20 protein-coding genes are annotated in these 25,251 nt (G+C 65.6%); 15 read left to right on the forward strand and 5 right to left on the reverse strand.

Annotated elements, in window-relative coordinates; translation table 11 throughout:
• Positions 1 to 353: 353 nt before the first annotated feature.
• Complete coding sequence (locus tag AC4FWB_RS32435) at positions 354 to 716, reverse strand: nuclear transport factor 2 family protein (RefSeq protein ID WP_491030311.1); 363 nt, start codon at positions 714 to 716, stop codon at positions 354 to 356.
• Positions 717 to 828: 112 nt separating this feature from the next.
• On the opposite strand from AC4FWB_RS32435, the gene xylA reads away from it, so the two are divergent.
• The 3 genes from xylA to AC4FWB_RS32450 all read left to right on the forward strand — a co-directional run bounded on the left by xylA (position 829) and on the right by AC4FWB_RS32450 (position 3,390).
• Positions 829 to 2,154, forward strand: coding sequence for a xylose isomerase (gene xylA, locus AC4FWB_RS32440; protein ID WP_491030312.1), 1,326 nt, complete (start codon positions 829 to 831; stop codon positions 2,152 to 2,154).
• A gap of 184 nt (positions 2,155 to 2,338) precedes the next feature.
• Positions 2,339 to 2,542: a hypothetical protein gene (locus tag AC4FWB_RS32445; protein ID WP_491030313.1), complete on the forward strand. Its 204-nt coding sequence runs from the start codon at positions 2,339 to 2,341 to the stop codon at positions 2,540 to 2,542.
• An 86-nt stretch (positions 2,543 to 2,628) separates the two neighbouring features.
• Positions 2,629 to 3,390: a TIGR01458 family HAD-type hydrolase gene (locus tag AC4FWB_RS32450; RefSeq protein WP_491030314.1), complete on the forward strand. Its 762-nt coding sequence runs from the start codon at positions 2,629 to 2,631 to the stop codon at positions 3,388 to 3,390.
• Here the strand turns inward: AC4FWB_RS32450 and AC4FWB_RS32455 are convergent.
• Positions 3,371 to 4,351: a GlxA family transcriptional regulator gene (locus tag AC4FWB_RS32455; protein WP_491030315.1), complete on the reverse strand. Its 981-nt coding sequence runs from the start codon at positions 4,349 to 4,351 to the stop codon at positions 3,371 to 3,373. The genes AC4FWB_RS32450 and AC4FWB_RS32455 overlap by 20 nt on opposite strands.
• Positions 4,352 to 4,428: 77 nt before the next feature.
• Here AC4FWB_RS32455 and bcoG point away from each other — a divergent pair, with 77 nt between their 5' ends.
• The 12 genes from bcoG (at position 4,429) to AC4FWB_RS32515 (ending at position 21,939) form a co-directional block, all read left to right on the forward strand.
• Positions 4,429 to 5,346: a 3-dehydrocarnitine:acetyl-CoA trimethylamine transferase BcoG gene (bcoG, locus tag AC4FWB_RS32460; protein ID WP_491030316.1), complete on the forward strand. Its 918-nt coding sequence runs from the start codon at positions 4,429 to 4,431 to the stop codon at positions 5,344 to 5,346.
• Positions 5,347 to 5,360: 14 nt separating this feature from the next.
• The gene (locus tag AC4FWB_RS32465; protein ID WP_491030317.1) at positions 5,361 to 5,990 is read left to right on the forward strand and encodes an HD domain-containing protein; all 630 of its coding nucleotides are present in this window, start codon (positions 5,361 to 5,363) and stop codon (positions 5,988 to 5,990) included.
• Positions 5,987 to 7,096, forward strand: coding sequence for a carnitine 3-dehydrogenase (locus tag AC4FWB_RS32470; RefSeq protein ID WP_491030318.1), 1,110 nt, complete (start codon positions 5,987 to 5,989; stop codon positions 7,094 to 7,096). The genes AC4FWB_RS32465 and AC4FWB_RS32470 overlap by 4 nt, the downstream gene beginning before the upstream one ends.
• Positions 7,097 to 7,100: 4 nt before the next feature.
• Positions 7,101 to 8,264 (forward strand): acyl-CoA dehydrogenase family protein, encoded by a 1,164-nt coding sequence (locus AC4FWB_RS32475; protein ID WP_491030319.1) that lies wholly within the window; start codon positions 7,101 to 7,103, stop codon positions 8,262 to 8,264.
• Positions 8,265 to 8,330: 66 nt separating this feature from the next.
• Positions 8,331 to 10,409, forward strand: a complete 2,079-nt coding sequence (locus AC4FWB_RS32480) for an acetate--CoA ligase family protein (RefSeq protein WP_491030320.1) — start codon at positions 8,331 to 8,333, stop codon at positions 10,407 to 10,409.
• Entirely contained in the window at positions 10,402 to 11,184 is a 783-nt protein-coding gene (locus AC4FWB_RS32485) for a carnitinyl-CoA dehydratase (RefSeq protein ID WP_491030321.1), read from the forward strand. The genes AC4FWB_RS32480 and AC4FWB_RS32485 overlap by 8 nt, the downstream gene beginning before the upstream one ends.
• A 216-nt stretch (positions 11,185 to 11,400) precedes the next feature.
• Positions 11,401 to 12,342 (forward strand): alpha/beta hydrolase, encoded by a 942-nt coding sequence (locus tag AC4FWB_RS32490; protein ID WP_491030322.1) that lies wholly within the window; start codon positions 11,401 to 11,403, stop codon positions 12,340 to 12,342.
• Positions 12,343 to 12,712: 370 nt separating this feature from the next.
• Positions 12,713 to 14,689 carry a hypothetical protein gene (locus tag AC4FWB_RS32495; protein WP_491030323.1) on the forward strand — a complete coding sequence of 659 codons (1,977 nt, stop codon included), beginning with the start codon at positions 12,713 to 12,715 and terminating at the stop codon, positions 14,687 to 14,689.
• Complete coding sequence (locus AC4FWB_RS32500; RefSeq protein ID WP_491030324.1) at positions 14,686 to 18,408, forward strand: DUF7929 domain-containing protein; 3,723 nt, start codon at positions 14,686 to 14,688, stop codon at positions 18,406 to 18,408. Before AC4FWB_RS32495 ends, AC4FWB_RS32500 begins: the two co-directional genes overlap by 4 nt.
• A gap of 194 nt (positions 18,409 to 18,602) precedes the next feature.
• Positions 18,603 to 19,280, forward strand: coding sequence for a ribulose-phosphate 3-epimerase (gene rpe / locus AC4FWB_RS32505; RefSeq protein ID WP_491030325.1), 678 nt, complete (start codon positions 18,603 to 18,605; stop codon positions 19,278 to 19,280).
• 255 nt (positions 19,281 to 19,535) lie between these two features.
• Positions 19,536 to 20,279, forward strand: coding sequence for a GntR family transcriptional regulator (locus AC4FWB_RS32510; RefSeq protein WP_491030326.1), 744 nt, complete (start codon positions 19,536 to 19,538; stop codon positions 20,277 to 20,279).
• Between the two features lie 133 nt (positions 20,280 to 20,412).
• Positions 20,413 to 21,939, forward strand: a complete 1,527-nt coding sequence (locus AC4FWB_RS32515) for a malonate--CoA ligase (RefSeq protein ID WP_491030327.1) — start codon at positions 20,413 to 20,415, stop codon at positions 21,937 to 21,939.
• A 259-nt stretch (positions 21,940 to 22,198) separates the two neighbouring features.
• Here the strand turns inward: AC4FWB_RS32515 and nagA are convergent, their stop codons facing one another.
• From nagA to AC4FWB_RS32530, 3 genes are read right to left on the reverse strand one after another with little or no spacing between them, the layout of a single operon-like run.
• On the reverse strand, positions 22,199 to 23,359 hold the full coding sequence (gene nagA / locus AC4FWB_RS32520; protein WP_491030328.1) for an N-acetylglucosamine-6-phosphate deacetylase: 1,161 nt from the start codon (positions 23,357 to 23,359) through the stop codon (positions 22,199 to 22,201).
• Positions 23,356 to 24,387, reverse strand: a complete 1,032-nt coding sequence (locus AC4FWB_RS32525; protein WP_491030329.1) for an SIS domain-containing protein — start codon at positions 24,385 to 24,387, stop codon at positions 23,356 to 23,358. The genes nagA and AC4FWB_RS32525 overlap by 4 nt, the downstream gene beginning before the upstream one ends.
• Positions 24,384 to 25,163: a GntR family transcriptional regulator gene (locus AC4FWB_RS32530; protein WP_491030330.1), complete on the reverse strand. Its 780-nt coding sequence runs from the start codon at positions 25,161 to 25,163 to the stop codon at positions 24,384 to 24,386. The genes AC4FWB_RS32525 and AC4FWB_RS32530 overlap by 4 nt, the downstream gene beginning before the upstream one ends.
• Between the last annotated feature and the right edge of the window lie 88 nt (positions 25,164 to 25,251).

Consider the following 25,251-nt stretch of genomic DNA (forward strand, 5'->3'; position numbering starts at 1 on the left):
CAGGGCAATCGCATATGGCGGCGCCAGCCCCCCACTCTGGCCGCTGCGCGGCCACCTCTCCCCCATGTTCATGGGGGAGAGGAACCCAAGCTTCTCAAGGCCGCGACCCTTCGCGGTTGGCGTTTCCTCTCCCCCACGAACGTGGGGGAGAGGTGGCTCGGCGAAGCCGAGACGGAGTGGGGGAGCGCCATATGCGATTACCCTGCCCCTTGAGGGGGGTGAGGAGAGGTCCGCGCAGCGGACGGAAAGCCAACTGCTTGGCTTTCCGAACGACGAACGCCCGGAGCGACAGCGAAGGGCTGGAGCCGGCAGGCCAGAGGGGGGTGCCTGGCGTCCAGCTTGCCAGTAATACCTCACTGCGCCGGCACCTTGTCGAGGAAGCCGGTGACGCTCTTCAGGCGGCCGTTCTCGATGACGCCGATGTCGGTGCCTTCGATGACGGACTCGCTGCCTTCCGGCCCCAGATTCCACGAAAAGCGGATGCGGTCGGCAAAACCGTCGGGCTCGCCCTTCAGCGAGAAGCGGAAGCCGGCGAAGCGTTGCTGGACGCCGTCGATGAGCACGGCGATGCCCGCATGGCCGTCGCCTTGCATGACCGGGTCGCGATAGCTGACGTCGCTGGTGAAGGCTGCCTCGAGCAAGGCCTTGCGGCGCGCCGCATCGCTCTCGTTCCAGGCGGTGATGTAGTTTTGGGCGATCGTGTTGAGGTCGGTCATTGTCTTCATCCTTCGTTGGATCGTTTCGACATGACCCTTTTCGCCCCAGGAAAGAGCGAAACCAATTACGCCTGAGGTAATCGGGCGGAAGCATTCGGAGAGGAAGGAAACCATGAGCAGCGGCTTTTTCGGCGACATCAAGAAGATCAAGTATGAGGGGCCGGATTCGACCAATCCGCTGGCCTACCGGTTCTACAACCCGGACGAAGTGGTGGCCGGCAAGCGGCTGGAAGACCATCTGCGCTTCGCCGTCGCCTATTGGCATTCCTTCGCCTGGCAGGGCGGCGATCCGTTCGGCGGCCAGACCTTCGACCGCCCCTGGTTCGCCAAGGCCGGCGGCGTCGACACGATGGAACTGGCCAAGCTCAAGGCCGATGTCGCCTTCGAGATGTTCTCGCTGCTCGGCGCGCCCTATTTCTGCTTCCACGACGCCGATGTCCGCCCCGAGGGCAAGGATTTTTCGGAGAGTGCGGCGCGCCTCGACGAGATCGCCGATTATTTTTCCGGCAAAATGAAACAGACCGGCGTCAAGCTGCTCTGGGGCACGGCGAATATGTTCTCGCATCGCCGCTTCATGTCGGGTGCTGCGACCAATCCCGATCCGGACGTCTTCGCCTATGCGGCGGCGACGGTGAAGAGCTGCATCGATGTCACCAAGCGGCTGAAGGGCGAGAACTACGTGCTGTGGGGCGGACGCGAAGGCTATGAGACGCTGCTCAACACCGATCTCGCGCGCGAACAGGAGCAGGCCGGCCGCTTCCTCAACCTCGTCGTCGACTACAAGCACAAAATAGGCTTCAAGGGCACGATCCTGATCGAGCCGAAGCCGCAGGAGCCGACCAAGCACCAGTACGATTACGATGTCGCCACCGTCTACGGCTTCCTCAAGCGCTTCGGGCTGGAAAAAGAGGTCAAGCTCAACATCGAGCAGGGCCACGCGATCCTCGCCGGCCATTCCTTCGAGCACGAACTGGCCTTGGCCAATGCGCTCGGTGTCTTCGGCTCAATCGACATGAACCGCAACGACTACCAGTCCGGCTGGGACACCGACCAGTTCCCCAACAATGTGCCCGAAATGGCTTTGGCCTATTATCAGATCCTGCAGGGCGGCGGCTTCAAGACCGGCGGCACCAATTTCGACGCCAAGCTGCGGCGCCAGTCGCTCGACCCGGAGGATCTGCTGATCGGCCATATCGGCGGTATGGATTCTTGCGCGCGCGGCCTCAAGGCAGCAGCGAAGATGATCGAAGACAAGGCGCTGTCAGGCCCGCTCGCCGAGCGTTATGCCGGCTGGAACACGGCCGAGGGCAAGGCAATGCTTTCCGGCAAGCGCACGCTGGAAGAGATCGCCGAGCGCGTGGTGAAGAAGAAGATCGAGCCGCAGCCGCGCTCCGGCCGGCAGGAGCTGCTCGAAAACATCGTCAACCGTTACGTTTAAGCGGCGCAGACGCGCCTCGAAGGAGGCGACCAAGCCTGGAATCGCATTTCCGGTGGGGCAGAATCTGGCGACAAGGTTTTGCCCCGCCCTGCCCCTCAATCGCCTCGCTCTTGCCTTCAAACAGCCGTCACGGACTTCGTATAGTGTGGCTATGTGGCGGGAAGGAAAGAAGGAGGCGAAACGTATGCAGCACGAACGCGAAATCGACGCCCTGCTCTCGCCCGGCGAGGCTGGTTCGATCATCGATCGGCTGATGGCGCTGCCGCATTCGAAAGACGGCGGCCGCGAGACGAATGAATGGGATCGCGCGGTCGCTGCGCGGTTGGAAACGGCGCTGGCCAAGAGCATGCGCTCGCGCATTGTTCGCGAAGGCCGCGACGCCGCCTGATTCTTCCATGCCTGTTTCCAGGCCTGATTCTTCGTTGGTTTGACGAACGGAGACTGTTTCTCCATCCTTAACCGATGATACGCGCGGTGTTGCTCGATCTTCTGGGTGTCGTCTACGACGGCGACACCCCGATAACAGGCGCTGCCGCAGCCATCGAGCGCCTGCGCAACGCGGGCCTGCCGCTCCGTTTCGTCAGCAACACGACACGCTCACCACGCGGGGCAATCATCGCGCAGCTTGCCGCCATGGGCATTGAGGTTGCCGACGAAGAATTGCTGACGCCGGCGCGCGCGGCGGTCGAATGGCTGCGCAGGCATGACCGCCAGCCGCATCTGCTCGTCCATCCCGATTTGGAGGTCGAGTTTTCCGGACTGGAGGGCGGCAGCGGGCGCGCCGTCGTCGTCGGCGATGCCGGCGAGGCCTTCGACCATGCCAGCCTCAACCGCGCGTTCCGCGAGCTGGTTGCCGGCGCCGATTTCGTCGCGCTTGCCATCAACCGCACCTTCAAGGATGCCGACGGCCTGCTCAGCCTCGACACTGGCGCCTTCGTCGCGGCGCTCGAATTCGCCAGTGGGCGGAGCCCTGTCGTGCTCGGCAAACCGTCGCCGGATTTCTTCCTCTCGGCGCTTTCCGGTCTGAACTGTCCGCTGGCCGATGCGGTGATGGTCGGCGACGATGCGGAAAGCGATGTCGCCGGCGCGCTCAGCGCCGGGCTTGGCGCGGCGTTGCTCGTGCGCACGGGCAAATATCGCCCGAATGACGAAACACGCTTCGATCCGGCGCCCACGGCGCTGGTTGACGACATCTCCGCTGCGACAGACTGGATAATCAGCCGCGCCGCAGCCTAACCGGCGCTTCGCCGAAAGCTTTTGAAAACGCCCTGGAAAATGCGGCTGCGGAGGAAAAGCCGGTGCGCCCGGCAATGTCGGCCATGGCGATGCGGGTGTCGACCACCAGGCGCCGGGCGGCGCTGAGGCGGAGCCGGAGGTAGTAGGCGCCGGGGGTCTCGCCGATCGACTTGCGAAAAATGCTTTCCAGCGTTCGCGCCGTCACGCCCGCGCGCTTGGCCACCGCATCGATGGTCAGCGGCTCGTCGACATGCGCTTCCATCAGCCGGATCGCTTGCGCCAGCCGCGGATCGTAGCCGTCGAGCCGGCCGAGCGAGACCAGCGGCTGCGCGTCGGTCGCGGCGCGCGCCTGGTCGTAGATGAAAACGCTCGCCACATCGAGCGCCGCCGCCATGCCGAGCCTTGTGCGGATGAGATGCAGCATCAGGTCGAAGGTCGGCGAGGCGCCGCCGGAGGTGAAGACCGGTCCGTCGATGACATAGCGGTCCGGCCGCACGTCGACGCCCGGGAAGGCGGCGGAAAAATCCTCCATGTCCTCCCAATGGGTGGTGGCGCTGCGGCCTTCGAGCAGGCCGGCGCGCGCCACCAGCCAGGTGCCGGCCTCGACGCCGCCGCACGCGCGGGCCGCGCGCGCCGCACGGCGCAGGCCGGCAAGCAGTGCCGACGTCGCATAGTTCTGCGTGCCGAAGCCGGCGACGACGACCAGCATGTCGGTCGGCTCGGTCGCATCGAAGCGGCCGCTGACCGCAACCGGCAGGCCACAGGTGGTGACCGGCGCCTCGCCGGTGACCGAGACCAGCTTGAAATCGAACAAGGTCTCGCCGGAGATCCGGTTCGCCGCGCGCAGCGGGTCAACCGCCGAGGCGACGCACATGATGGACGAGCCCGAGAACACCAGGAACGTCACCTTGAGCGTTTCGCGCTCGGACCGAAAGATCGTCGGCTTTTCGCTTTTAATCATGACAGCTTCGTAAAACGCAAAACAGTTTCCGGCAAGTGAGTCATTCTTGGGATCTGATCTATTTGGGAGGAAAGACCATGCCACTCGCGATGAACCGTGAGGTTTTCATTACCTGTGCCGTGACCGGCTCCGGCGGCACGCAGGACCGCAGCCCGAATGTGCCGCGCTCGCCCAAGCAGATTGCCGATTCGGCGATCGAGGCCGCCAAGGCGGGCGCCGCGATCGTCCATTGCCATGTGCGCGACCCCGAGACCGGCAAGCCACGCCGCGACGTGCATCTCTACCGCGAAGTGACCGAGCGCATCCGCGAGGCGAATGTCGATGTGGTGCTGAACCTCACCGCCGGCATGGGCGGCGACATGGTGTTCGGCTCGCCGGAAGCGCCGCTGCCGCTCAACGAAAAGGGCACCGACATGGGCGGCGCCACCAACCGCATGGAACATGTGCGCCAGTGCCTGCCGGAAATCTGCACACTGGACTGCGGCACGATGAACTTTGCCGAGGCCGATTACGTCATGACCAACACGCCCGGCATGCTGCGCGCCATGGGCGGCATGATGACGGCGCTGGGCGTCAAGCCCGAGATCGAGGCTTTCGACACCGGGCATCTGTGGTTCGCCAAGCAACTGGTCGAGGAGAAGGTCCTCAACGCGGATGCGCTGGTGCAGCTCTGCATGGGCGTGCCGTGGGGCGCGCCGGACGACCTCAACACCTTCATGGCGATGGTCAACAACGTGCCGTCGACCTGGAACTGGTCTGCCTTCTCGATCGGCCGCAACCAGATGGCCTATGTCGCGGCCGCCGTGCTTGCCGGCGGCAACGTCCGCGTCGGCCTGGAAGACAATCTCTGGCTCGACAAGGGCGTGCTGGCGACCAACGCGCAGCTCGTCGAGCGTGCCGCGAACATCGTCACCAATCTCGGCGCCAGGATCCTCGGGCCGGAGGAAGTGCGCAAGAAGCTCAACCTCACAAAGCGAGCGCCGATCGCGGCATAAAACGGGAGCTGACCATGGCCACCGTCAAATTCACCGCGATGAAGGACGGCGACAGGCAAGACTACGAGTTCCTGACCGCCCACGAGATCGACTATGCCGCCAAGACCGGCGAGCGGCTGCTCGATGCCCTTGTGCAGCTCGACGAGGGCCTGTCCGGCTACAAGATCACCCGGCTCGGCCATTCGCTGCAGGCCGCGACCCGCGCCTGGCGCGACGGCGCCGATACCGACTGGTTGGTCTCGGCGCTGCTGCACGACATCGGCGACATCTACGCGCCCTACAATCATGACGAATATGCCGCGACGATCCTGAAACCTTTCGTGCGCGAGCAATGCACCTGGGTGGTGGAAAAGCACGGCGACTTCCAGCGCCTCTATTACGCGCATCATCTGGGCGGCAACCGGCATGCCCGCGACCGTTTCGCCGGGCATCCCTATTTCGACGATTGCGACCAGTTCTGCGAGCGCTGGGACCAGTCGAGCTTCGACCCCGACTACGACACGCTGCCGATCGAGTTCTTCCGGCCCTTCGTGCTCGAAGTCTTCGCGCGCAAGGCCTACGACCCGGCGGTGATCCGCGCCGGCGAGCGCGTGGCCCTCACCGATCCCGAAACAGCCAGCAAACGAACCGGAGCTTCCGCATGAGCATCATCAACAAGGCGGCCGCCATCGGCGGCGGCGTCATCGGCGCCGGCTGGGTGGCGCGGCTGCTCTTGAACGGCATCGACGTGTCGATCTTCGATCCCGATCCGGAGGCGTCGCGCAAAGTGGGCGAGGTGATGAAAGGCGCGCGGCGCGCCTATAAGCAGATGCTGCCCGGCGGCCTGCCGAAGGAAGGCAAGCTCACTTTCGCCAAGACCATCGCCGAAGCGGTGGCCGATGCCGACTTCATCCAGGAAAGCGTGCCGGAACGGCTCGACCTCAAGCACAAGGTGCTGGCCGAGATCGATCAGCATGCGCCGGCCAACGCCATCGTCGGCTCCTCGACCTCCGGCATCAAGCCGACCGACATGCAGGTGGCGATGAAGAAGCATCCGGAGCGGCTGGTGGTCGGCCATCCGTTCAATCCCGTCTATCTTTTGCCGCTGGTCGAGATCGTCGGCGGCCAGCAGACTTTTCCGGAGGCGATCGAGGTCGCCAAGGAGCTTTACGCCTCGATCGGCATGAAGCCGGTTGTGGTGCGCAAGGAGATCGAGGCCTTCGTCGGCGACCGCCTCTTGGAGGCGGCCTGGCGCGAGGCGCTGTGGCTGGTCAAGGACGGCATCTGCACCGTCGAGGAACTCGACGACATCATGCGCTATTCCTTCGGCCTGCGCTGGGCGCAGATGGGCATGTTCCAGGTCTACCGTGTTGCCGGCGGCGAGGCCGGCATGCGCCACTTCATGGCGCAGTTCGGGCCCTGCCTGAAGTGGCCGTGGACCAAGCTGATGGACGTGCCGGAATTCAACGACGAGTTAGTCGACCTGATCGCCACGCAGTCGGACGAGCAGGCGAATGGCCTGTCGATCCGCGAGCTGGAAAAGATCCGCGACGACAATCTGGTCGCCATCATGGAAGCGCTGTCGAAGCAGAACAAGGGCAAGGGCTGGGGCGCCGGCGCGCTGCATAAGGACTATACAAAACAGCTCGCCAAGCTGGCGGTGAAGCCGGCCGCCAAGGCAGCCGACAAGGCAAAAGCCGCCAAGCCGGCGAAGAAGGCAGCGAAGCCGGCAAAGGCCGACAAGGCGAAGAAGAGCAAGAAAAAGGGCTGAGGCGATGCATTTCGGTCTTTCGGAAGAGCAAAAACTCATCGTCGAGACGACGCGGGCCTTCGTCGAGAACGAGCTTTATCCGCATGAGCGCGAGGTGGAGCGGACAGGCGTGCTGCGCCGCGAGCTGATCGACGAATTGAAGGCGAAGGCAATCGCGGCCGGGCTTTACGCCGCCAACATGCCGGCCGAGGTCGGCGGCGCGGGCCTCGATACGGTGAGCTGGCTGCTCTACGAGAAGGAGCTTGGCCGCGCCAACTACGCGCTGCACTGGACCTGCGTGGCGCGTCCGTCCAACATCCTGCTCGCCGGCACGCCGGAGCAGCGCGAGAAATATCTCTTCCCCTGCATCCGCGGCGAGAAATGGGACTGCCTGGCAATGACCGAGCCCGGCGCGGGCTCGGACCTGCGCGGCATGAAGGCGACCGCCGTGCAGGACGGCTCGGACTGGGTGCTCAACGGCACCAAGCACTTTATCTCCCACGCCGACCTTGCCGATTTCGCGATTTGTTTCATGGCCTCCGGCGAAGAGGATTCGCCGCGCGGCAAGCGCAAGAAGATCACCGCCTTCTTCGTCGACAAGGGAACCAAGGGGTTCTCGGTGCGCGACGGCTACCGCAACGTCTCGCATCGCGGCTACACCAACTCGATCCTCGAATTCGACGACTGCCGGCTGCCGGCGAGCCAAATCCTGGGCGAAGTGCACAAGGGCTTCGAGGTCGCGAACTCCTGGCTCGGCGCCACGCGCCTGCAGGTCGGCGCCACCTGCCTCGGCCGCGCCGAGCGCGCGCTTTCGCACGCCATCGAATATGCCGCGCAGCGCCAGCAATTCGGCCAGCAGATCGGCAAGTTCCAGGGCGTGTCGTTCAAGCTTGCCGACATGGCGACGGAACTGAAGGCCGCCGACCTGATGGTGTTCGAAGCCGGCTGGAAGTACGATCAGGGCACCGTCACCGACCAGGACATGGCGATGGCCAAGCTGAAGGCCACCGAGATGCTCGCCTTCGTTGCCGATGAAGCCATCCAGATCCATGGCGGCATGGGGCTAATGGACGACCTGCCGCTGGAGCGCATCTGGCGCGACGCGCGCGTCGAGCGCATCTGGGAAGGCACTTCGGAGATTCAGCGACATATTATTTCGCGGGCGTTGCTGCGTCCGTTCGGGGCTTAGAGCATGATCCGCCCCAAACCGGGATCCGGTTTGGGGAAAAGATCGCGCTCAAACGAAAAGATGACCATGCATAAACTCGAACGTCTCCTGCGCCCGAAATCGATCACCGTGTTCGGCGGGGCGCAGGCCGCCGCCGTCGTCGCGCAATCGATCAAGATGGGCTTTGCCGGCGAAATCTGGCCGGTGCATCCGACGAAGGACGAGGTCGCCGGCCGCAAGGCCTATCGGTCCGTCGCCGACCTGCCCGGGGCGCCGGACGCCGCCTTTGTCGGCGTCAACCGGCATCTCACCATCGAAGTCGTCAAGGCGCTGGCCGAGCGTGGCGCCGGCGGGGCCGTCTGCTTTGCCGCCGGCTTCCTCGAGACCGAGGCCTATGACGAGGACGGCGAGCGACTGCAGGCCGAGCTGGTCACCGCAGCCGGCCAGATGCCGATCATCGGCCCGAACTGCTATGGCCTGATCAACTATGCCGACGGCGCGCTTTTGTGGCCCGACCAGCATGGCGGCATCAGGCTGCCGGACGGCGGCAAGGGTGTCGCCATCATCACCCAATCGTCCAACATCGCCATCAACATGACGATGCAGAAGCGCGGCCTGCCGATCGCCTTCCTGATGACGGCCGGCAACCAGGCGCAGACCGGCCTTTCGGAAATGGCGCTCGGCCTGATCGAGGACGAGCGCGTCACTTCGCTCGGCCTGCACATTGAGGCGTTCGACTCGGTAGCCGGCTTCGAGCGGCTGGCAGCGAGAGCGCGCGAGCTGAAGAAGCCGATCATCGCCATGAAGGTCGGACGCTCGGAACAGGCGCGGCAGGCGACTGTCTCGCATACCGCCTCGCTCGCCGGCTCAGATGCCGCCTCTGGCGCGTTCCTGAAGCGTCTGGGCATCGCGCGCGTCGATTCCATTCCCGCCTTCATCGAGGCGCTGAAGCTGCTGCACGTCACCGGCGCGTTGCCCGGCAATCGGCTGTCGTCGATGAGCTGCTCGGGCGGCGAGGCCTCCGTGATGGCCGACAGCGCCGAAGGGCGCTGGGTGCATTTCCCGACGCTGAGCGCCGAGCACCGCGCCCATGTCAAATCGACGCTCGGGCCGCTGGTCGCGGTCGCCAATCCGCTCGACTACCATACCTTCATCTGGAACAACGAGCCGGCGATGACGGCCACCTTCACCGCCATGGTGTCGGGCGGCTTCGACCTCAACATGCTGGTGCTCGACTTCCCGCGCCCCGACCGCTGCTCGGACACCGATTGGTGGGCGACGCTGCGCGCCTTCGAGGCGGCGCTGAAGACCAACAGGGCGCAAGGCGCGATCGTGTCGTCGCTGCCGGAGAACCTGCCGGAGGAATACACGGCCGGCCTGATGGCGCGCGGCATGGTGCCCTTGTTCGGCATCTCCGAAGCCATGGACGCCGCGCAGGCTGCCGCCTTCATCGGCTGGGCCTGGCGCGAGCCGCAGGCGCAGCCGGTCGATACCACGGCCGCCGGTGTGACCGACGGCAGCCACATCACCCCCGACGAGGCCGAGGCCAAGGACAGGCTGATCAAGGCCGGCCTACCGGTGCCGACTGGCGAGCGTGCGTCAAATGCAGTCGAAGCGGTGATCTCGTCGATGGCGCTCGGCTTCCCGGTGGCGCTCAAGGCGCTGGGCGTGACGCACAAGTCGGAAGTCGGCGCGGTGCGGCTGAACCTCAAGGACGCCGAATCCGTCAGCAACGCGGCGCATGACCTCTTGCCGCTCGGCACCGGGCTTTATGCCGAGCGCATGGTGCGCGACGGCGTCGCCGAGCTGATCGTCGGCTTCACCCGCGACCCGATGTTCGGCGCGGTGATGACGCTCGGCACCGGCGGCGTGCTGGTCGAGCTGTTGCGCGACAGCGTGACGCTGATGCTGCCGGCGACGCGCGACGACATCGAGGCGGCGCTGCGCGGGCTGAAGCTCTATCCGCTGCTCGAAGGCTATCGCGGCCGGCCGAAGGCCGACGTCCCGGCAGCCATCAATGCGATCGCCGGCATCGCCGATTTCGTGCAGAAGAACGAAGGCGAGATCGAGGAGCTGGACATCAACCCGCTGATCGTCTGCGCCGAAGGCAAGGGCGCCTGGATCGCCGATGCGCTGCTGGTGCTTGGAGAGAAAAAGAATGGCTGACGTCATCACCACCCGCTGCGAAGGCACGATCCTCGAAGTCACGCTCGACCGGCCGAAGGCCAATGCCATCGACTTGAAGACGTCGCGGCTGATGGGCGAGACCTTCAAGGCGTTCCGCGACGATCCCAACTTGCGCGTCGCCATCGTCAAGACGGCAGGCGACAAGTTCTTCTGTGCCGGCTGGGACCTGAAAGCGGCGGCGGCCGGCGACGCGGTCGACGGCGACTATGGCGTCGGCGGCTTCGCCGGGCTGCAGGAATTGCGCGATTTGAACAAGCCGGTGATCGCCTGCGTCAACGGCATGGCGGTGGGCGGCGGCTTCGAGCTGACGCTCTCCTGCGACCTCATCTACGCGTCGGACCATTCCTCCTTCGCGCTGCCCGAGATCCGTGCCGGCACGCTTGCCGACGCCGCGACGATCAAGCTGCCGAAGCGCATTCCCTACCATGTCGCCATGGACCTTCTGCTCACCGGTCGCTGGATGGATGTGGCGGAAGCGCATCGCTGGGGCCTGGTCAACGAGGTGCTGCCCAAGGAAAAGCTCGAGGACCGCGTCTGGGAAATCGCCAGGCTGCTCGCCAGCGGCCCGCCGCTGGTGTTTGCCGCGATCAAGGAAACGGCGCGTGTGGCCGAGGCGCTGACCTTCCAGGAGGCGATGAACAAGGTGACGCGCCGGCAGTTGCCGACGGTCGATATCCTCTACGGCTCGGAGGACAATATGGAAGGGTTCCGGGCGTTCGCCGAAAAGCGCGATCCGGTGTGGAAGGGGAAGTGACTCTGCGGAGATGACAGCGCGAGCCACCCCCCTCTGCCCTGCCGGGCATCTCCCCCTCAAGGGGGGAGATTGGCAGTTTCGGGCTCGGCGCCTTTCCTGCGACGTAGAAGATTGGCGAAAGCCTTCGCGACATCCAATCTCCCCCCTTGAGGGGGAGATGTCCGGCAGGACAGAGGGGGGTGCCTGGGCTCGACTTTCGATATCGGTCCAAGCACCATGACCGACTACAAAACCCTCATCGACGCCGAGACCTGGGCCTTCATCGAGAAGACCAACTCCTATTATCCGCCGGATACGATCGACTACACAATTGCCCAGCAGCGTGCGATCTACGACCGGATGTGCCGGGAATTCTTCGCCGGCTATCCGCAGGGCGTGACGGCGGAAACGACGGCAATAGCCACGCCGACCAACAGCATCCCGATCCGCGTTTACCGCAATGCGGAACCGGACAAGGCCGCGATGGTGCTCTATGTCCATGGCGGCGGTTTCATTCTCGGTGGGCTGGACAGCCACGACGATGTCTGCGCCGAGCTTTGCGCCCGCACCGGCTACGACGTTGCCTCGGTCGACTACCAGCTGGCGCCGGAACATCTGCATCCGGACGCCTTCGACGATGTCATGGACGCCTTCGAATGGGCTGCCAGGACCTACGACTGCCCGGTCGTGCTTTGCGGCGACAGCGCCGGCGGCAATCTCTGCGCCGCCGTTGCCCACGCAACACGCGGGCATAAGAAAAAGCCGGTCGGCCAGGTGCTGATCTATGCGGGCCTTTTCGGCGACCGTTCAAAGGGCTCCTATGTGACGCATGCCGAAGCGCCGATGCTGACGGCGCGCGATATCGAGTTCTACAGGCATATCCGCACCGGTGGCGTGGACCGGACCGGCGACATCACGCTGTACCCGCTTGCCGATGCCGATTTCGCCTACCTGCCGCCGACGGTGCTGATCACCGCGCAATGCGATCCACTGTCGTCCGACGGCGAGGCCTATCGCGACCGCGTCATCGCGGCCGGCGGCCGGGCCTACTGGTTCGAGGAACCGGGGCTGGTGCACGGCTATCTCAGGGCCCGTCACACTGTCGGCCGGGCGCGCTCGAGCTTTACCCGCATCGTCGAGGCGGTATCCGTGCTTGGCAAGGGCGAGTGGATCTGGTGACTCCCGCAACCGACGCGGGCTGATTTCCGGCGTCGTCGTAACCCTCGCATTGAACCTTTCCGCGTCAGCCCGCGACTGACGACCAGGCACCGCAATAGTGCGGGCGGAAAGGAAAGCCCCAATGACCAGAAACCCTGAGGCTCCGCGGTCTCCGGGAACAACAGGAGTCCAGCGCGGCCACCGTCTCCGCGACGAGGTCGATGCGCTGGGCTTTCGGCTGCTTCCGTTGACCCTGCCAGGCAGCCGGCGTATCGTCACCAAGCGGAAAATAGACAATTCGATCAAGGACGAACGAGCCGGAACGCCGCGCCTTAGCCTGATTTGCGCGGCGAATACGGAGGGTTCTTCCGACGGCTTCGGGGGGAGTTCAATGTCTTGCGACCGCGGCTCGTCCGTGACTTCTCGCGCCGGCCGTCTGCGCCGCGCAACAATCGCAACCGGCGGAATTCTCGCCCTGGCGCTGACCACCGGCCTCTGGCTCGGCGGCGCGGCGAAGGCCCAGGAAACCCGGATCATTTATCCCGGCTCGATGGCGGTGACCGGCTTCCCCGGCACTGTCATTCCAGATTTAGAGCAGGGTCTGCCGCCCGGCGTCGACCCTGTCGACGAAACCTTCATCGACACCTCGCAGGCCTCGTTGCGCATTTTCGACGTCTCGCGTCTCGGCGGCCCGGCCTCCGGCCAGCTCGTCTACACGCCGCCGCCCTTCGAGGTGACGGCGGGCCAGATCGGCGAGGTGTTCGGCCTCACCTATGACGACGGCGTGCGCGATGGCGTGCCGTCGGGCATTCCCAACCTCTATGCAGCGGCGACTTCGCTGCATGGCGTCGAGATCGTCACGCCGGACGCCGACGATGACGGCAGGCCGGAACGGCAACGCCGGGGCACTGCCGGCGCTGTGTTCATGGAGGGCCAGTTCGGCACCGAAAACGGCGGCGGTCCAGGCACGATCTGGAAGATCGACGGCATCACTGGTGCCGTATCCAAATTCGCCGACATCGACACCAACAGCGGGCCCGGCATCGGCAATCTCGCCTTCGATCCCATCCACCGAGAGCTCTTCGCCTCCGATCTCGATACCGGTCTGATCCACCGCATGGACCCCGAGGGCAATCTGATCGACATGTTCGACCATGGCGTTGCCGGACGTCCTGCGCATGGCCTGGCTCCCGTGGCCGATGACGGCGCCGTGATGGACATCCAGGCCGCCGCTTTCGACAGCGAAGATCCGAAGACCTGGGGCTATACGCAGGACGAGCGCCGCGTCTGGGCGGTCTCCTATCGTGGCGGCCGGCTCTATTATTCCGTCGGCGAGAAAGCCGAGATCTGGTCGATCGGCATCGCGAGCGACGGAAGCTTTGCCGGCGATCCGCGCTGGGAGCTGACGGTCAAGGCCGACCAGGACTACGCCGTCACCGATATCGCCTTCGACAACAAGGGTTTCATGTATCTCGCCCAACGTGGCCCGGTCGAGAACCGCTACGACTACAGCCGCTTCGCCGATTCCGGCAAAGGCGAGGTCATCCGCTACCAGCGCGAGGACCCGGACGATCCGGCGACGGAATCGGTCTGGGTGGAAGTGCCGCAGGAATATGCGATCGGTTTCCCGCAAGGCAACCGCCAGACGGCCGGCGGCGTCGACCTGCAATACCGCTACGATGCCGAGGGTAATCTGGACGCCGGCGTTTGCACCGACACCGTCGTCAACACCGGCGACAAGCTGCGCGACAATCCGGAGCTTGCCGAGCGGCTCGCCGCCGGCGGACCGCTTGCCGTGCATGGCGTGCAGCTGACGCCAAGCGCGCTGGTCAAGCCGGCTAACGTGCCGCCCCTCGGCTCGTGGTTCGTCGACTTCGACGGCTATTTCGAAGACCCGGACGTCCAAGGCCATGTCGGCGACGTCAGGGTCTGGCGCCCCTGCGAGGGTCACGCCGGCTATTATGAGGACATCCCGGGCGGTTATCTGCCCCCGTTCTATCCGCCGGACTTCCCGCCGCCCGGCAATTTGCCTCCATGCATCGATATCGAGGACGTTCAGTATTTCTGCACGCCCCGCGGACTTCAGGCTGATCTCTATCTCAAAGACCCAGCCGGCTTCGGCGGCGATTCGATCAAGGCGCAGTCCAAGACGCCAGGCGTTGGGGTGACCTCACCCATGTCGCATGCGCCGGGCAAGCCCTACACAATCGACATCACCGGCCACAATCCGGGCGAGACCGTCAATGTCGGGCTCTGCTTCTACCGCAAGTCCGACCGGGACAAGGGCGGCTACTACCCTTGCTGCAAGATGACGCTGCCGCTCAGAACGCCGGCCGTCAGCTGCGAAGCGCCGAGGAGGGACAGATGAGCAGTCTCGCCCTTCCCCGCTTCGCTTCGCGCAGAACCGTCATGGAGACGATCATGAAACCCCTGTCATACGCCAGGCGCGGCGCGCGCTGGCTGATGGCGGCCGGTATCGCGGTCGCCATGATGCCGGCATTGCCGGCGCTCGCCCAAGACAAGGCCCCGGCGGCGACCGGCCAGGCCGCAGAATCCGCTCCTGAACAGCGCGGCATCAATCCGGAACTCAGTCGGATTGTGCCCTTCTTCACCAAGAAAGGCGGCCAGAGAAGCTGCGATACCGTCGAATATGTCCTGAGCTTCGGCATCCACGGCGACCCGCAGGACTTCGACCGGCCAAGCGTGGCGGCCTTGCTGAAGGCGACAAGGCTCGACTTCAGGGACCAGCTTCCGCACGGCCTCCAGATCGTCAGCGTCGATGTCGTCGGCGACGGCACGAGCGCTTCCGGCGGACCGCTGCCGGCTGCTTCGATCAATACATCGGCCGGCCCGGACGATACGGCGACCGTCTCCAATTTCCGGATCAGCGCCTCCAACCTCGACGGCGTCGGTCCAGCCAACGAACGCGTCATCACCTTCCGGATCACGGCCAAGATAGACCATGCCGCCTTTGCCGCACCGGCGACGGTCGACAACCAGGGCGAGATCAAGGTGGCCCTCAGGGGTGGTCCGGCAACGACCATCCCCTCGCAGGATCCGGACAAGCCCGACGACGGTGATTTCCTCACCGGCGTGAAGACCTCGATCAAGATCGACCTGACGAAGTGCAACCCGCCGCCGCCTCCCGGCAAGGAATGCTTCAAGGTCGAGCGCGGCACGGTCGATTGCGTGCCCGGCGACGGCGCCTTCATCTACCACATGCCGGTCGGCCCGGAGATGGGCGGCAAGTGGGTGCAGGTGTCGACGACGACGCCCGGCATCACCATCGTCCCCGACACGCAACAGGTGCCTGCCGGCGGCGGCGTGCTGAACTGGAAGATCATCGGCGCCTCGCCCGGCGATGCCGTTCATCTTATCGTCACCGGCATCGACGCCTATGCCGGGCCGAAGGAAGGCTGGGGGCTTTGCTGCAGCCAGACGATCGACATCGTCATCCCGCGTGACGTGAGATGCCCGCCTGAAAAGCAGCCCGACCTCAAGGTCGAGAAGTGGGCCGAGGTGCCGCGTTGCACGATGGCCGGCGGCTGCAACTTCACCATCACGGTCACCAATGTCGGCGACGGGCCTTACAACGGCAAGATCGTCCTCGACGAGGTGACGCTGCCGGCCGGCTCGGTGCTTTCCTCGGGACCGAACCCGCCTTGGGTCTGCGCGCCCGCAACGACGCCGATGACGTGCACCCATCCGGTGACGACGCTCAACCCCGGCGCCTCCGTCAACCTCAAGCTCGGCTTCAAACCGGCCGGCGGCTGGCAGGGCGGCGTGCTGCGCAACTGCGCCGCCTATGACTACCAGGCGAGCGGCAAGCCGCTGTTCGGCAGCCAGCAGAACGATCGCGGCTGCGCCTCGATCCCGATCTGCCGCCGTGGCGACCGCGACCCGCGGTGCCAGCCTCCGGTCGAGAAGAAGGTCGACCTGATCCTGAAGAAGCGCGCCCGCGTCCCGGTCTGCACGCCGGACGGCGCCTGCACTTTCGTGATCGATATCATCAACAACGGCACCAACACCTTTAACGGGCCGCTGACGGTGATCGACACCTATCCGGGCGGCGCGCCGACCGCCTCGACCTTCGGGCCGAGCCCGCCCTGGACCTGCGGGCCGAACGGCCCGGGCCAGTTCCGCTGCGACAATGCCGGCATCTCGCTGCCTCCGGGCGCCTCGACGCCGATCGTCGTCAAGGCGGTGATGCCGGCAAACTACCGGCCCGATACGGTCGAGAATTGCGCCGAGGTGAAGGCCATTCCCGGCGAGGTCGACCTCGCCAATAACAAGGCCTGCGCGACCGAGCGCATCCGCCATCCTAATGGCGGCCAGCCCGGCCTGCGCATTACCAAGGTGTGCGACGGATCGTTGGCCGGCGCGGCTTTCGTGTCCTGCCGCATCACCGTCAGCAATGCCGGCACCGCCGCCCCCACCGGGCCGGTGCGGGTCAACGATGCCGCCACACTGGTATCGGGCGGCATGCCGGTAGCCATCCAGACCGTGACCCCCGACGGCGCGGACTGGAGCTGCGGGCCGGTGCCTGCCAACACGCTGTCGTGCCAGATTCCCGGCGCCGCGATGACGCCCGGAACCAGCCGGCATTTCGACGTGACGGTGAGCGGCAATGGCGCGTTCGAGAACTGCGCGCGCGGCTCTTTTGGGCCGGCGCCGGGCGACGACATCGTCTATCCGATCGGCCAGGCCTGCGCCAAGGGCGGCGGCGCCTCGACCATCCGTGTCGAGAAGACCGGCGATGCTGAATGCCAGCCGGGCGCGCCCTGCTCGTTCGAGATCACCATCACGAACGATGGGCCGAGCGCCTTCTCCGGCCCGGTCCGCATCGGCGATGCGGTCGGCCTGGATGGCGTTGGCCGCCTGGAAGGCGTTCCGATCACCTCGATCGACCCGCCCTTCGGCTGTTCGCCGGAGCCGGCGACGCTGCCGGCATCCTGCATCACCAAGCTGACGCTTGGCGCCGGTGAAAGCCACACGCACCATGTCACCGTGGTCCTTCCCGACCTTGCCAAGCTGCAGGGCGCGGTCAGTGGGCAGAACTGCGTCGGCGTGCTCTCGCCGAACACGCCGGTGCAGGGCGGCAGCGACGTGCTGTCGCGCGCCCCGGCCAATGCCCAAGGCGACCGCGGCAAGGCCTATGCCTGCCACCCCTTCACCATCAAGCGCGAAGTGAAGACCCAATGCTCGGGCGGCATGGTGCTCAACCCGGCCGGCCGCTGCGCCTGCCCGGAGGGCACCAGCTTCCGCAACGGCGAGTGCTCCGGTGGTGGTAAGCTGCTGCCGCTTCCGGAACCAAAGCGTTGCGTCCTGTTGCAAGGCCAGATCCGGACCGCCGATGGACGTTGCGTCTGCCCGCGCGGCACGGAGCTGGAAAACGGCAAATGCGTGCAGGGCGAGCAGCCGCAGGAGCCGCAGTGCACGTTGCGTCCCGGCCAGTACCGCGACCAGGACGGCAATTGCGTGTGCCGGCGTGGCGAGCTGGTGAACGGCGTCTGCCAGGTCGTTCCGCCGAAATGCACGATCCGCGGCGCCGTGCCGACAACGGAAGGCTGCGTCTGCCCGAAGGGCACGCATCTCGACCGCGTCGCCAAGGCCTGCGCGCCCGACAAGCAGCCGCCCAGCCAGTGCCGGATTCGCGGCCAGGTGCGCAATGCCGACGGCGATTGCGTCTGCCCGCGGGGAACGGAGGTGAGGGGCAAGGTCTGCGCGCCGGTCAAGAAGCCGCAAGCGTGCTCGATCCGCGGCCAGGTCCTCAACAAGCGCGGCGCCTGCGTGTGTCCGCGCGGGACCGAAGCGATCGACGGCGCCTGCCGCAGAGTTGACGCCGAATGCGCACCGGGCTCGCAGATGATCGACGGCATTTGCCAGCCGATCATCAAGCGGCGCTGCCCGGTCGGGACGACCGGACGGTATCCGGATTGCTTCCCGATCCGCAGACGGCCGGGCTTGGAGATCAATCCGAACCTGCTGCTCAATCCGAATATCCTGCAGCAACTGGTGCCGCAGCGTCAGCCACGGCGCGTGCTGCAGGACCCGGCAGGCGCGAACATTCAAAACTTCAAACCGTAGTCCAGTCACCTGCGAACAATGGACCCGCCGGAGCGATCCGGCGGGTTTTGCTTTTCCGCGTCGAAGCTGCGTTCTTGTGCGCCTGCTCACCGATGCGGAAAACATGCTTCCCCTTGGCTGGACGATGGTCTAGGCAGACTCGCATGGAGGGCGCGCGGCTCGGCGCGCCGACGTTGATGCCGGAGAGGCCTTTCATGAGCAAGAAGACCCTGATCGCGCCGTCGGTGCTGGCGTCGGATTTCTCCAAGCTCGGCGACGAGGTCGAGGCGGTTGCGGCCGCCGGCGCCGACTGGATCCATCTCGACGTGATGGACGGTCATTTCGTGCCCAACATCACCTTCGGTCCGCCGGTGGTGAAGGCGATCCGCAACCGGACAAAAACCTTCTTCGACTGCCATCTGATGATCGCGCCGGCCGACCCCTATCTGGCGGCCTTCGCCGAGGCCGGCTGCGACGGCATGACCGTGCATGCCGAGGCCGGCCCGCATCTCGACCGCTCGCTGCAGACCATCAAGAGCCTCGGCAAGAAGGCCGGCGTCTCGCTCAACCCGGCGACACCGGAAACGGCGATCGAATATGTGCTCGACCGGCTCGACCTCATCCTGATCATGACCGTCAATCCCGGCTTCGGAGGCCAGGCGTTCATCCCGGCAATCGTCGACAAGGTGAAGCGCGTTAAAGCGCTGATCGGCGAGCGGCCGATCCGCATCGAGATCGACGGCGGCGTCTCGCCGGAAACAGCGCCGCTGGTAACCGCCGCCGGCGCCGACGTGCTGGTGGCCGGCGCCGCCATCTTCAAAGGCGGCACCGTCGAAGCTTATCGGGCAAATATAGAGGCAATCCGCTCAGCAGCCGACAAGGCCGCCAATTGAAATAGGCGGCGCAGCTCTTCTAGCGGAGGTTGCATACTCCAATCGCGCTATTGAACCGTTATTCAATATACCTTGTCGGCTATAAAAATCATGGGCGGATTTTACTTTACTCGATAATAGACCGCCTCCTTGTCTAAAAGTCGAGTATAATCATCTTCCGCTTTGAGGCGGCAATGCCTGACTGTATGATACATGTACGGGAAATTGCTTCGCCGAGGGGCCCTGGGAAAACAGGGGCAAGCAATGGGAGTTCGATTGACATACGGAAATGCCGATACGGGCGAAGGCAAGGGTGCCAAGAGCACGCTGGCCAGTTCGGTCTACCATCAGCTCCGCGAGGACTTGCTGCGTGGGGCTTTAGAAGCCGAGGGCAAGCTGCGCGTCGAATGGGTCGTTTCCCGCTATGGCGCCGGCGCCTCGCCGGTGCGCGAGGCGCTCAACCGCCTTGCCGCCGAGGGCCTGCTCGGCCGCCACGATCAGCGCGGTTTCTTCCTGATGCCGGTGAGCGCTGCGGAGCTGGAGGAGCTGACCCGCACGCGCTGCTGGCTGGAGGAACGCGCATTGCGCGAATCCATCGCCCACCGCACGGCCGAGTGGGAAGAACAGCTGGTGCTGGCCCTGCACCGGCTGGCGCGCGCCGAACGGCGCCAGCCGGACGACCCGGCAACCAACAATCCCGAATGGGAGAAGCTGCACCGCGCCTTTCATCGCGCGCTGATCTCGGCATGTCGTTCGCATTGGCTGATCGGCTTTTGCGACCAGCTTTCCGACCAGGCTTCCCGCTACCGGCTGATCTCGCAGCGCGGTCCGGGCTACGAACGCGACGAGCTCGGCGAGCACCGCACGATTGCCGAGCGCACGCTGGATGGCGATGCCGACGGCGCGGTCGAAGCCTTGCTCAGCCATTACCGGCTGACGGCGCAGATGTGCATGGCGCGCTTCAACGAGGGCTACACTCCGAGAGCCGGTTCGGCCAAGGTCTCGCGCGGCCGCAAATAGCAGCCCATGTAGCTGCCTAAATCTTTGTTTTTACGCAATTCCGTGCGGAAAACCGCTACACACTTTTCCTGGAATTGCTCTAGCCGGCAAATCTGGTATTCGCTCTGGCAAGCACTCGATGCCAGAGGAAGACATGACCAACCATCTGTTCGACGCTTTCCGCACCAGCATGCCGGCGCCTGGCCGGCTGCTGATGGAGACCGATGACGGACGTTCGGTCTCCTATGGCGAGATGGTGGCGCGGTCGGGGCAATTTGCGCATGCGCTGACGCAAGCGGGCGTCCAGCCCGGCGATCGAGTCGCCGTGCAGGTGGAGAAGACGCCGGAAGCGCTGCTGCTCTATCTCGCCTGTCTGCGCGCCGGCGCCGTCTTCCTGCCGCTCAACACCGCCTACACGCTGCCGGAGCTCGACTATTTCTTCCGCGACGCGGAACCGCGGCTGGTCGTCTGCGATCCGGAAAAGGCAGTCGACATCCAACCGCTTGCCGCATCGGTGGGCGCCGGGACGTTGACGCTTGGCCGCGATGGGCGCGGCACGCTTGCGGATCGCGCCGCGCTGCAGCCGGAGGATTTTGCGGATGTGGCGCGAGGACCTGACGACCTTGCCGCCATCCTTTACACCTCCGGCACGACCGGCCGCTCCAAGGGCGCCATGCTCAGCCACGAGAACCTCGCCTCCAACGCGCGCGTGCTCACCGAGCGTTGGCGCTTCGGCGCCGACGACGTGCTGATCCACGCGCTGCCGATCTTCCACACGCACGGCCTGTTCGTCGCCACCAACGTCATCCTGATGGCCGGCGCCAAAATGCTGTTCGAACAGAAGTTCGACCCCGGCCATGTCATTTCGCTTTTGCCACGCGCAACCGCGTTGATGGGCGTGCCGACCTTCTATGTGCGGCTTTTGCAGCAGGTCGGCCTGACCAAGGATGCGGCCCGCCACATGCGGCTGTTCGTCTCCGGCTCGGCGCCGCTGCTTGCCGAGACGCACAATGCCTGGCGCGAGCGCACCGGCCACGCCATCCTCGAACGCTACGGCATGACCGAGACCAACATGAACACGTCCAACCCCTATGACGGCGAGCGGCGTGCCGGCACGGTCGGATTTCCGTTGCCGGGTGTCACGCTACGCATCACCGACCCCGAAACCGCCAAGCCGCTGGTGCAGGGCGAGATCGGCATGATCGAGGTGAAGGGGCCAAACGTCTTTGCCGGCTATTGGCGGATGCCGGAGAAGACCAAGGCCGAGTTCCGCGGCGACGGCTTCTTCATCACCGGCGATCTCGGCCTGGTCGACGCCGACGGCTATGTCCATATCGTCGGGCGTGGCAAGGACCTGATCATCTCGGGGGGCTACAACGTCTATCCGAAGGAGATCGAAAGCGAGATCGACGCGCTTGAAGGTGTCAGCGAAAGCGCAGTGATCGGCGTCGCCCATCCGGATTTCGGCGAGGGCGTCACGGCGGTCGTGGTGCGCAAGCCGGGATCGGCCATCAGCGTCGCCGACATTGCCGGCGCGATTGCCGGGCGGCTGGCGAAATACAAGCATCCGAAGCAGGTGATCTTCGTCGACGAATTGCCGCGCAACACGATGGGCAAAGTGCAGAAGAACGTTCTGCGTGAGGCATATAAGGATCTCTACGTGCCGGCGCAGGCCGGCTAATGCTCGACAGGAACGTGGTGCTGCAAGGGTGAAATCTGCCGTGATCCTTCGCGCCCCCCTCTGTCCTGCCGGACATCTCCCCCACAAGGGGGGAGATCAGGCTTCACCGCGGCTTTCGCCAATCGCCAACGTCTCAGGATGAGCGGGGCGCCGAAGCTGCCAATCTCCCCCCAAGTGGGGGAGATGTCCGGCAGGACAGAGGGGGGCGCTGTCCCGCCGGCGCCTTAAAGCTTTTCCACCATCGCAAGGCTGGAAAGACTCAGACGCCGAACGCCTTCTTGCCGCCGATCCACACACCCGTGACGTCCAGGTCATCCGACAGCCCAACGATATCAGCCGCCGTGCCGTTGGCGAAGCGGCCGAGCCGGTGCGCCTGGCCGATCGCCTCGGCGGGATAGAGCGAGGCCATGCGGAGCGCCTCGTCGAGATCGAGCCCGACGACGCGGTGGACGAAGCGAACGGCGGAAATCATGTCGAGGTCGGCGCCGGCCAGCGTGCCGTCGGCAAGCCTGAGACTGCCGTCCTTGCGATAGATGGTGCGGCCGTTCAACGTGAAGGAGGTCATGTCGGTGCCGATCGTCGCCATGGCGTCGGTGACCAAAAGAATCTTGCCCGGGCCTTTCTTGGCATTGAGTGCAAGCGTCATCGTGCCGGGATGGACATGGATGCCGTCGGCGATGATGCCGGCGTAGAAACGGCCTGTGTCGACGGCCGCTCCGGCCAGTCCCGGCTCGCGGTTGCCGATCTGGCTCATGGCGTTGAAGAGGTGCGTGACGACGGTGGCGCCGGCCTCGGCGAAAGCCGTTGCCGTGGCATAGCCGGTATCGGAATGGCCAAGGCTGACGACGATGCCGGCCTTGGCCAGCGCCGTGACGCGAGCAGGCTCGACCGATTCCGGCGCGATCGTGGTGAGCAGCACCGGCATGTCCCCCCGCGCGGCGATCAGCGCAGCCTGATCAGCATCCGTCATCGGCCGGATGAGGGCCGGATCATGCGCGCCCTTGCGGGCGATGGACAGATGCGGCCCTTCGAGATGCAGGCCAAGGAAGCTCGGCACGTTCTTCCGCGCGGCCTCGGCGCCGGCGGCGACGGCGGCGGCGGTGATCGCCGGCGTGTCGGTGATCAGCGTCGGCAGCAGCGCCGTGGTGCCGAACGGCGCATGCGCCCGGCAGATGGTTTCGATCGAGTCGACATCCGGATGATCGTTGAGCATGACGCCGCCGCCGCCATTGACCTGGATGTCGACGAAGCCGGGAACCAGCAGCCCACCACCGGTCTCGACCCGGGACACATCGGACGCAATGGCGCCGCTGGGCAGAATGGCCTCGACCAAGCCGTCCCTGATGACGAGGGCGGCATCGTCATGCCAGTCGGCGCCATCGAAGATACGAGCGCCAGTGAGGGCGAAACGTTCGCTCATACGGTTTCAGTCACCTTGCGCAGGTTGCGCGGCGCATCCGGATCGAGGCCGCGATGGCGGGCAAAGGCCTCGACGAAGCCGTAGAAGGACACGATCAGCGGCAGCGGGTCGGTCAGCGGATGGCCGGTCGCGACATGCGCCAGCAGCTTGGCGCTCTTTGCCTTGTCGGAGGTCACGAAAGCGGCCGCGCCCTTGGCCGCCAAGCTGTCGGCGGCCTCGGCCACCGAAGGCTCCGACGCATCGCGGGCGGCGAGCGCCAGGACCGGGAAGCCCGGCCCGACGAGCGCCAGCGGGCCATGCATGACCTCCGCCGCGCTGTAGGCCTCGGCATGCATGGCGCAGGTCTCCTTGAACTTCAGCGCCGCCTCGCTGGCGATGGCGAACGACGGGCCGCGGCCGAGGATGAACAACGAGCGCGGCGTCTCGAGCGCCGCTGCCAGCCCCATCCAGTCGCAGGCGATCGCCTTGCTGAACTGTTCGGGCAGGCGCGCGAGTGCGGCAAGCAGTGCCTCGTCGCCGGTGCTGTGCGCCATCAGCGCCAGGGCGGCGACGGCGGAGTTGACGAAGGTCTTGGTGGCCGCGACGCTGCGTTCCGGTCCGGCGAGAATGTCGATGGCATAGTCCGAGGCGCGCGCCAGCGGCGAGTCGGCGGTGTTGGTGATGGCGACGGTCAGTGCGCCGCCGACCCTTGCCGTCTCGGCCATGGCGACGATGTCGGGGCTCTTGCCCGACTGCGAGATGGCGAGGCAAGCGGAGCCGCGCAACCTGAGCTTTGCGCCATAGATGGAGGCGATCGACGGGCCAACGGAAGCGACCGCGAGGCCGGCGGTCAGCTCGACGGCATATTTCATGAAGGTGGCGGCGTGGTCGGACGAGCCGCGCGCCACGGTGACGACGAAATGCGGATCGCGCTCGCGAAGGCCGCGGCCGGCCTCGGCGAGCATCTTGGCCGAGCCATCCAGCAGGCGGGCGGTGGCCTGCGGGATCTCCTCGATCTCGCGCCGCATATGGGTGGTGGTTGCGCTCATGGCCGGATCTCCTCCCCCGGCCCGGTCAGCCGGAGTTCCGCGACGAAGTCATAGGCGTCGCCTCGATAGATGGAGCGGGTGAACTCGATCACCTTGCCGCTCGCCAGATAGGAAATACGTTCGATGTGCAGGCCGGCAACCCCGGGCGGCACTTCGAGCAGGCGCGCGTCAGAGTCGCCGAGATTGGCGGCCGAGATGCGCTGTACCGCCCGCACCGGGCGGTTGCCGGTCAGTTCCAGCGCCGCGTAGAGCGAGGAGCCGATCGCCTCGGGGTCGGGGAGCACGCTCGCCGAAATCGAGGCGCGTTCGATCGCCAGCGGCGTGTCGTTGGCGATGCGCAGGCGCGCCACGCGCGCCACCAGCTCGCTCGACGACAGGCCGAGCACCATCATCTCGTCCGGCGAGGGCGCATAGAGGCCACGGTCGAGCCAGGCCGAGCGCACGGCCATGCCGCGGCGCGCCATGTCCTCGGTGAAGGAGGTGAGCCTCGACAGCGACTGCTCGACGCGCTCCATGCGCGGCGCGACGAAGGTGCCCGAGCCGTGGCGCTGGACGAGGATGCCGCCCTTGACCAGGTCCTGCACCGCCTTGCGCACGGTGACGCGCGAGATGTCGGCCTTGCTGGCGATGTCGCGCTCGGACGGCAGCGCGTCGCCTGGGCCGATCAGGCCGCGATTGACCGCTTCCTCGATGCTTTTCCTCAGCTGCAGGTAGAGCGGCGCGCCGCTCTGCGAGGATTCTTTCAGCATGGCGAAGATCTGGTCGGCGGCGCTCATCGCGGCGCCTCCGGCAGCATGGCGAAGATCTGGTCGGCGGCGCTCATCGCGGCGCCTCCGGCAGCATGGCGAAGATCTGGTCGGCGGC

The sequence above is a fragment of the Mesorhizobium sp. LEGMi-168a genome, from assembly GCF_058312955.1.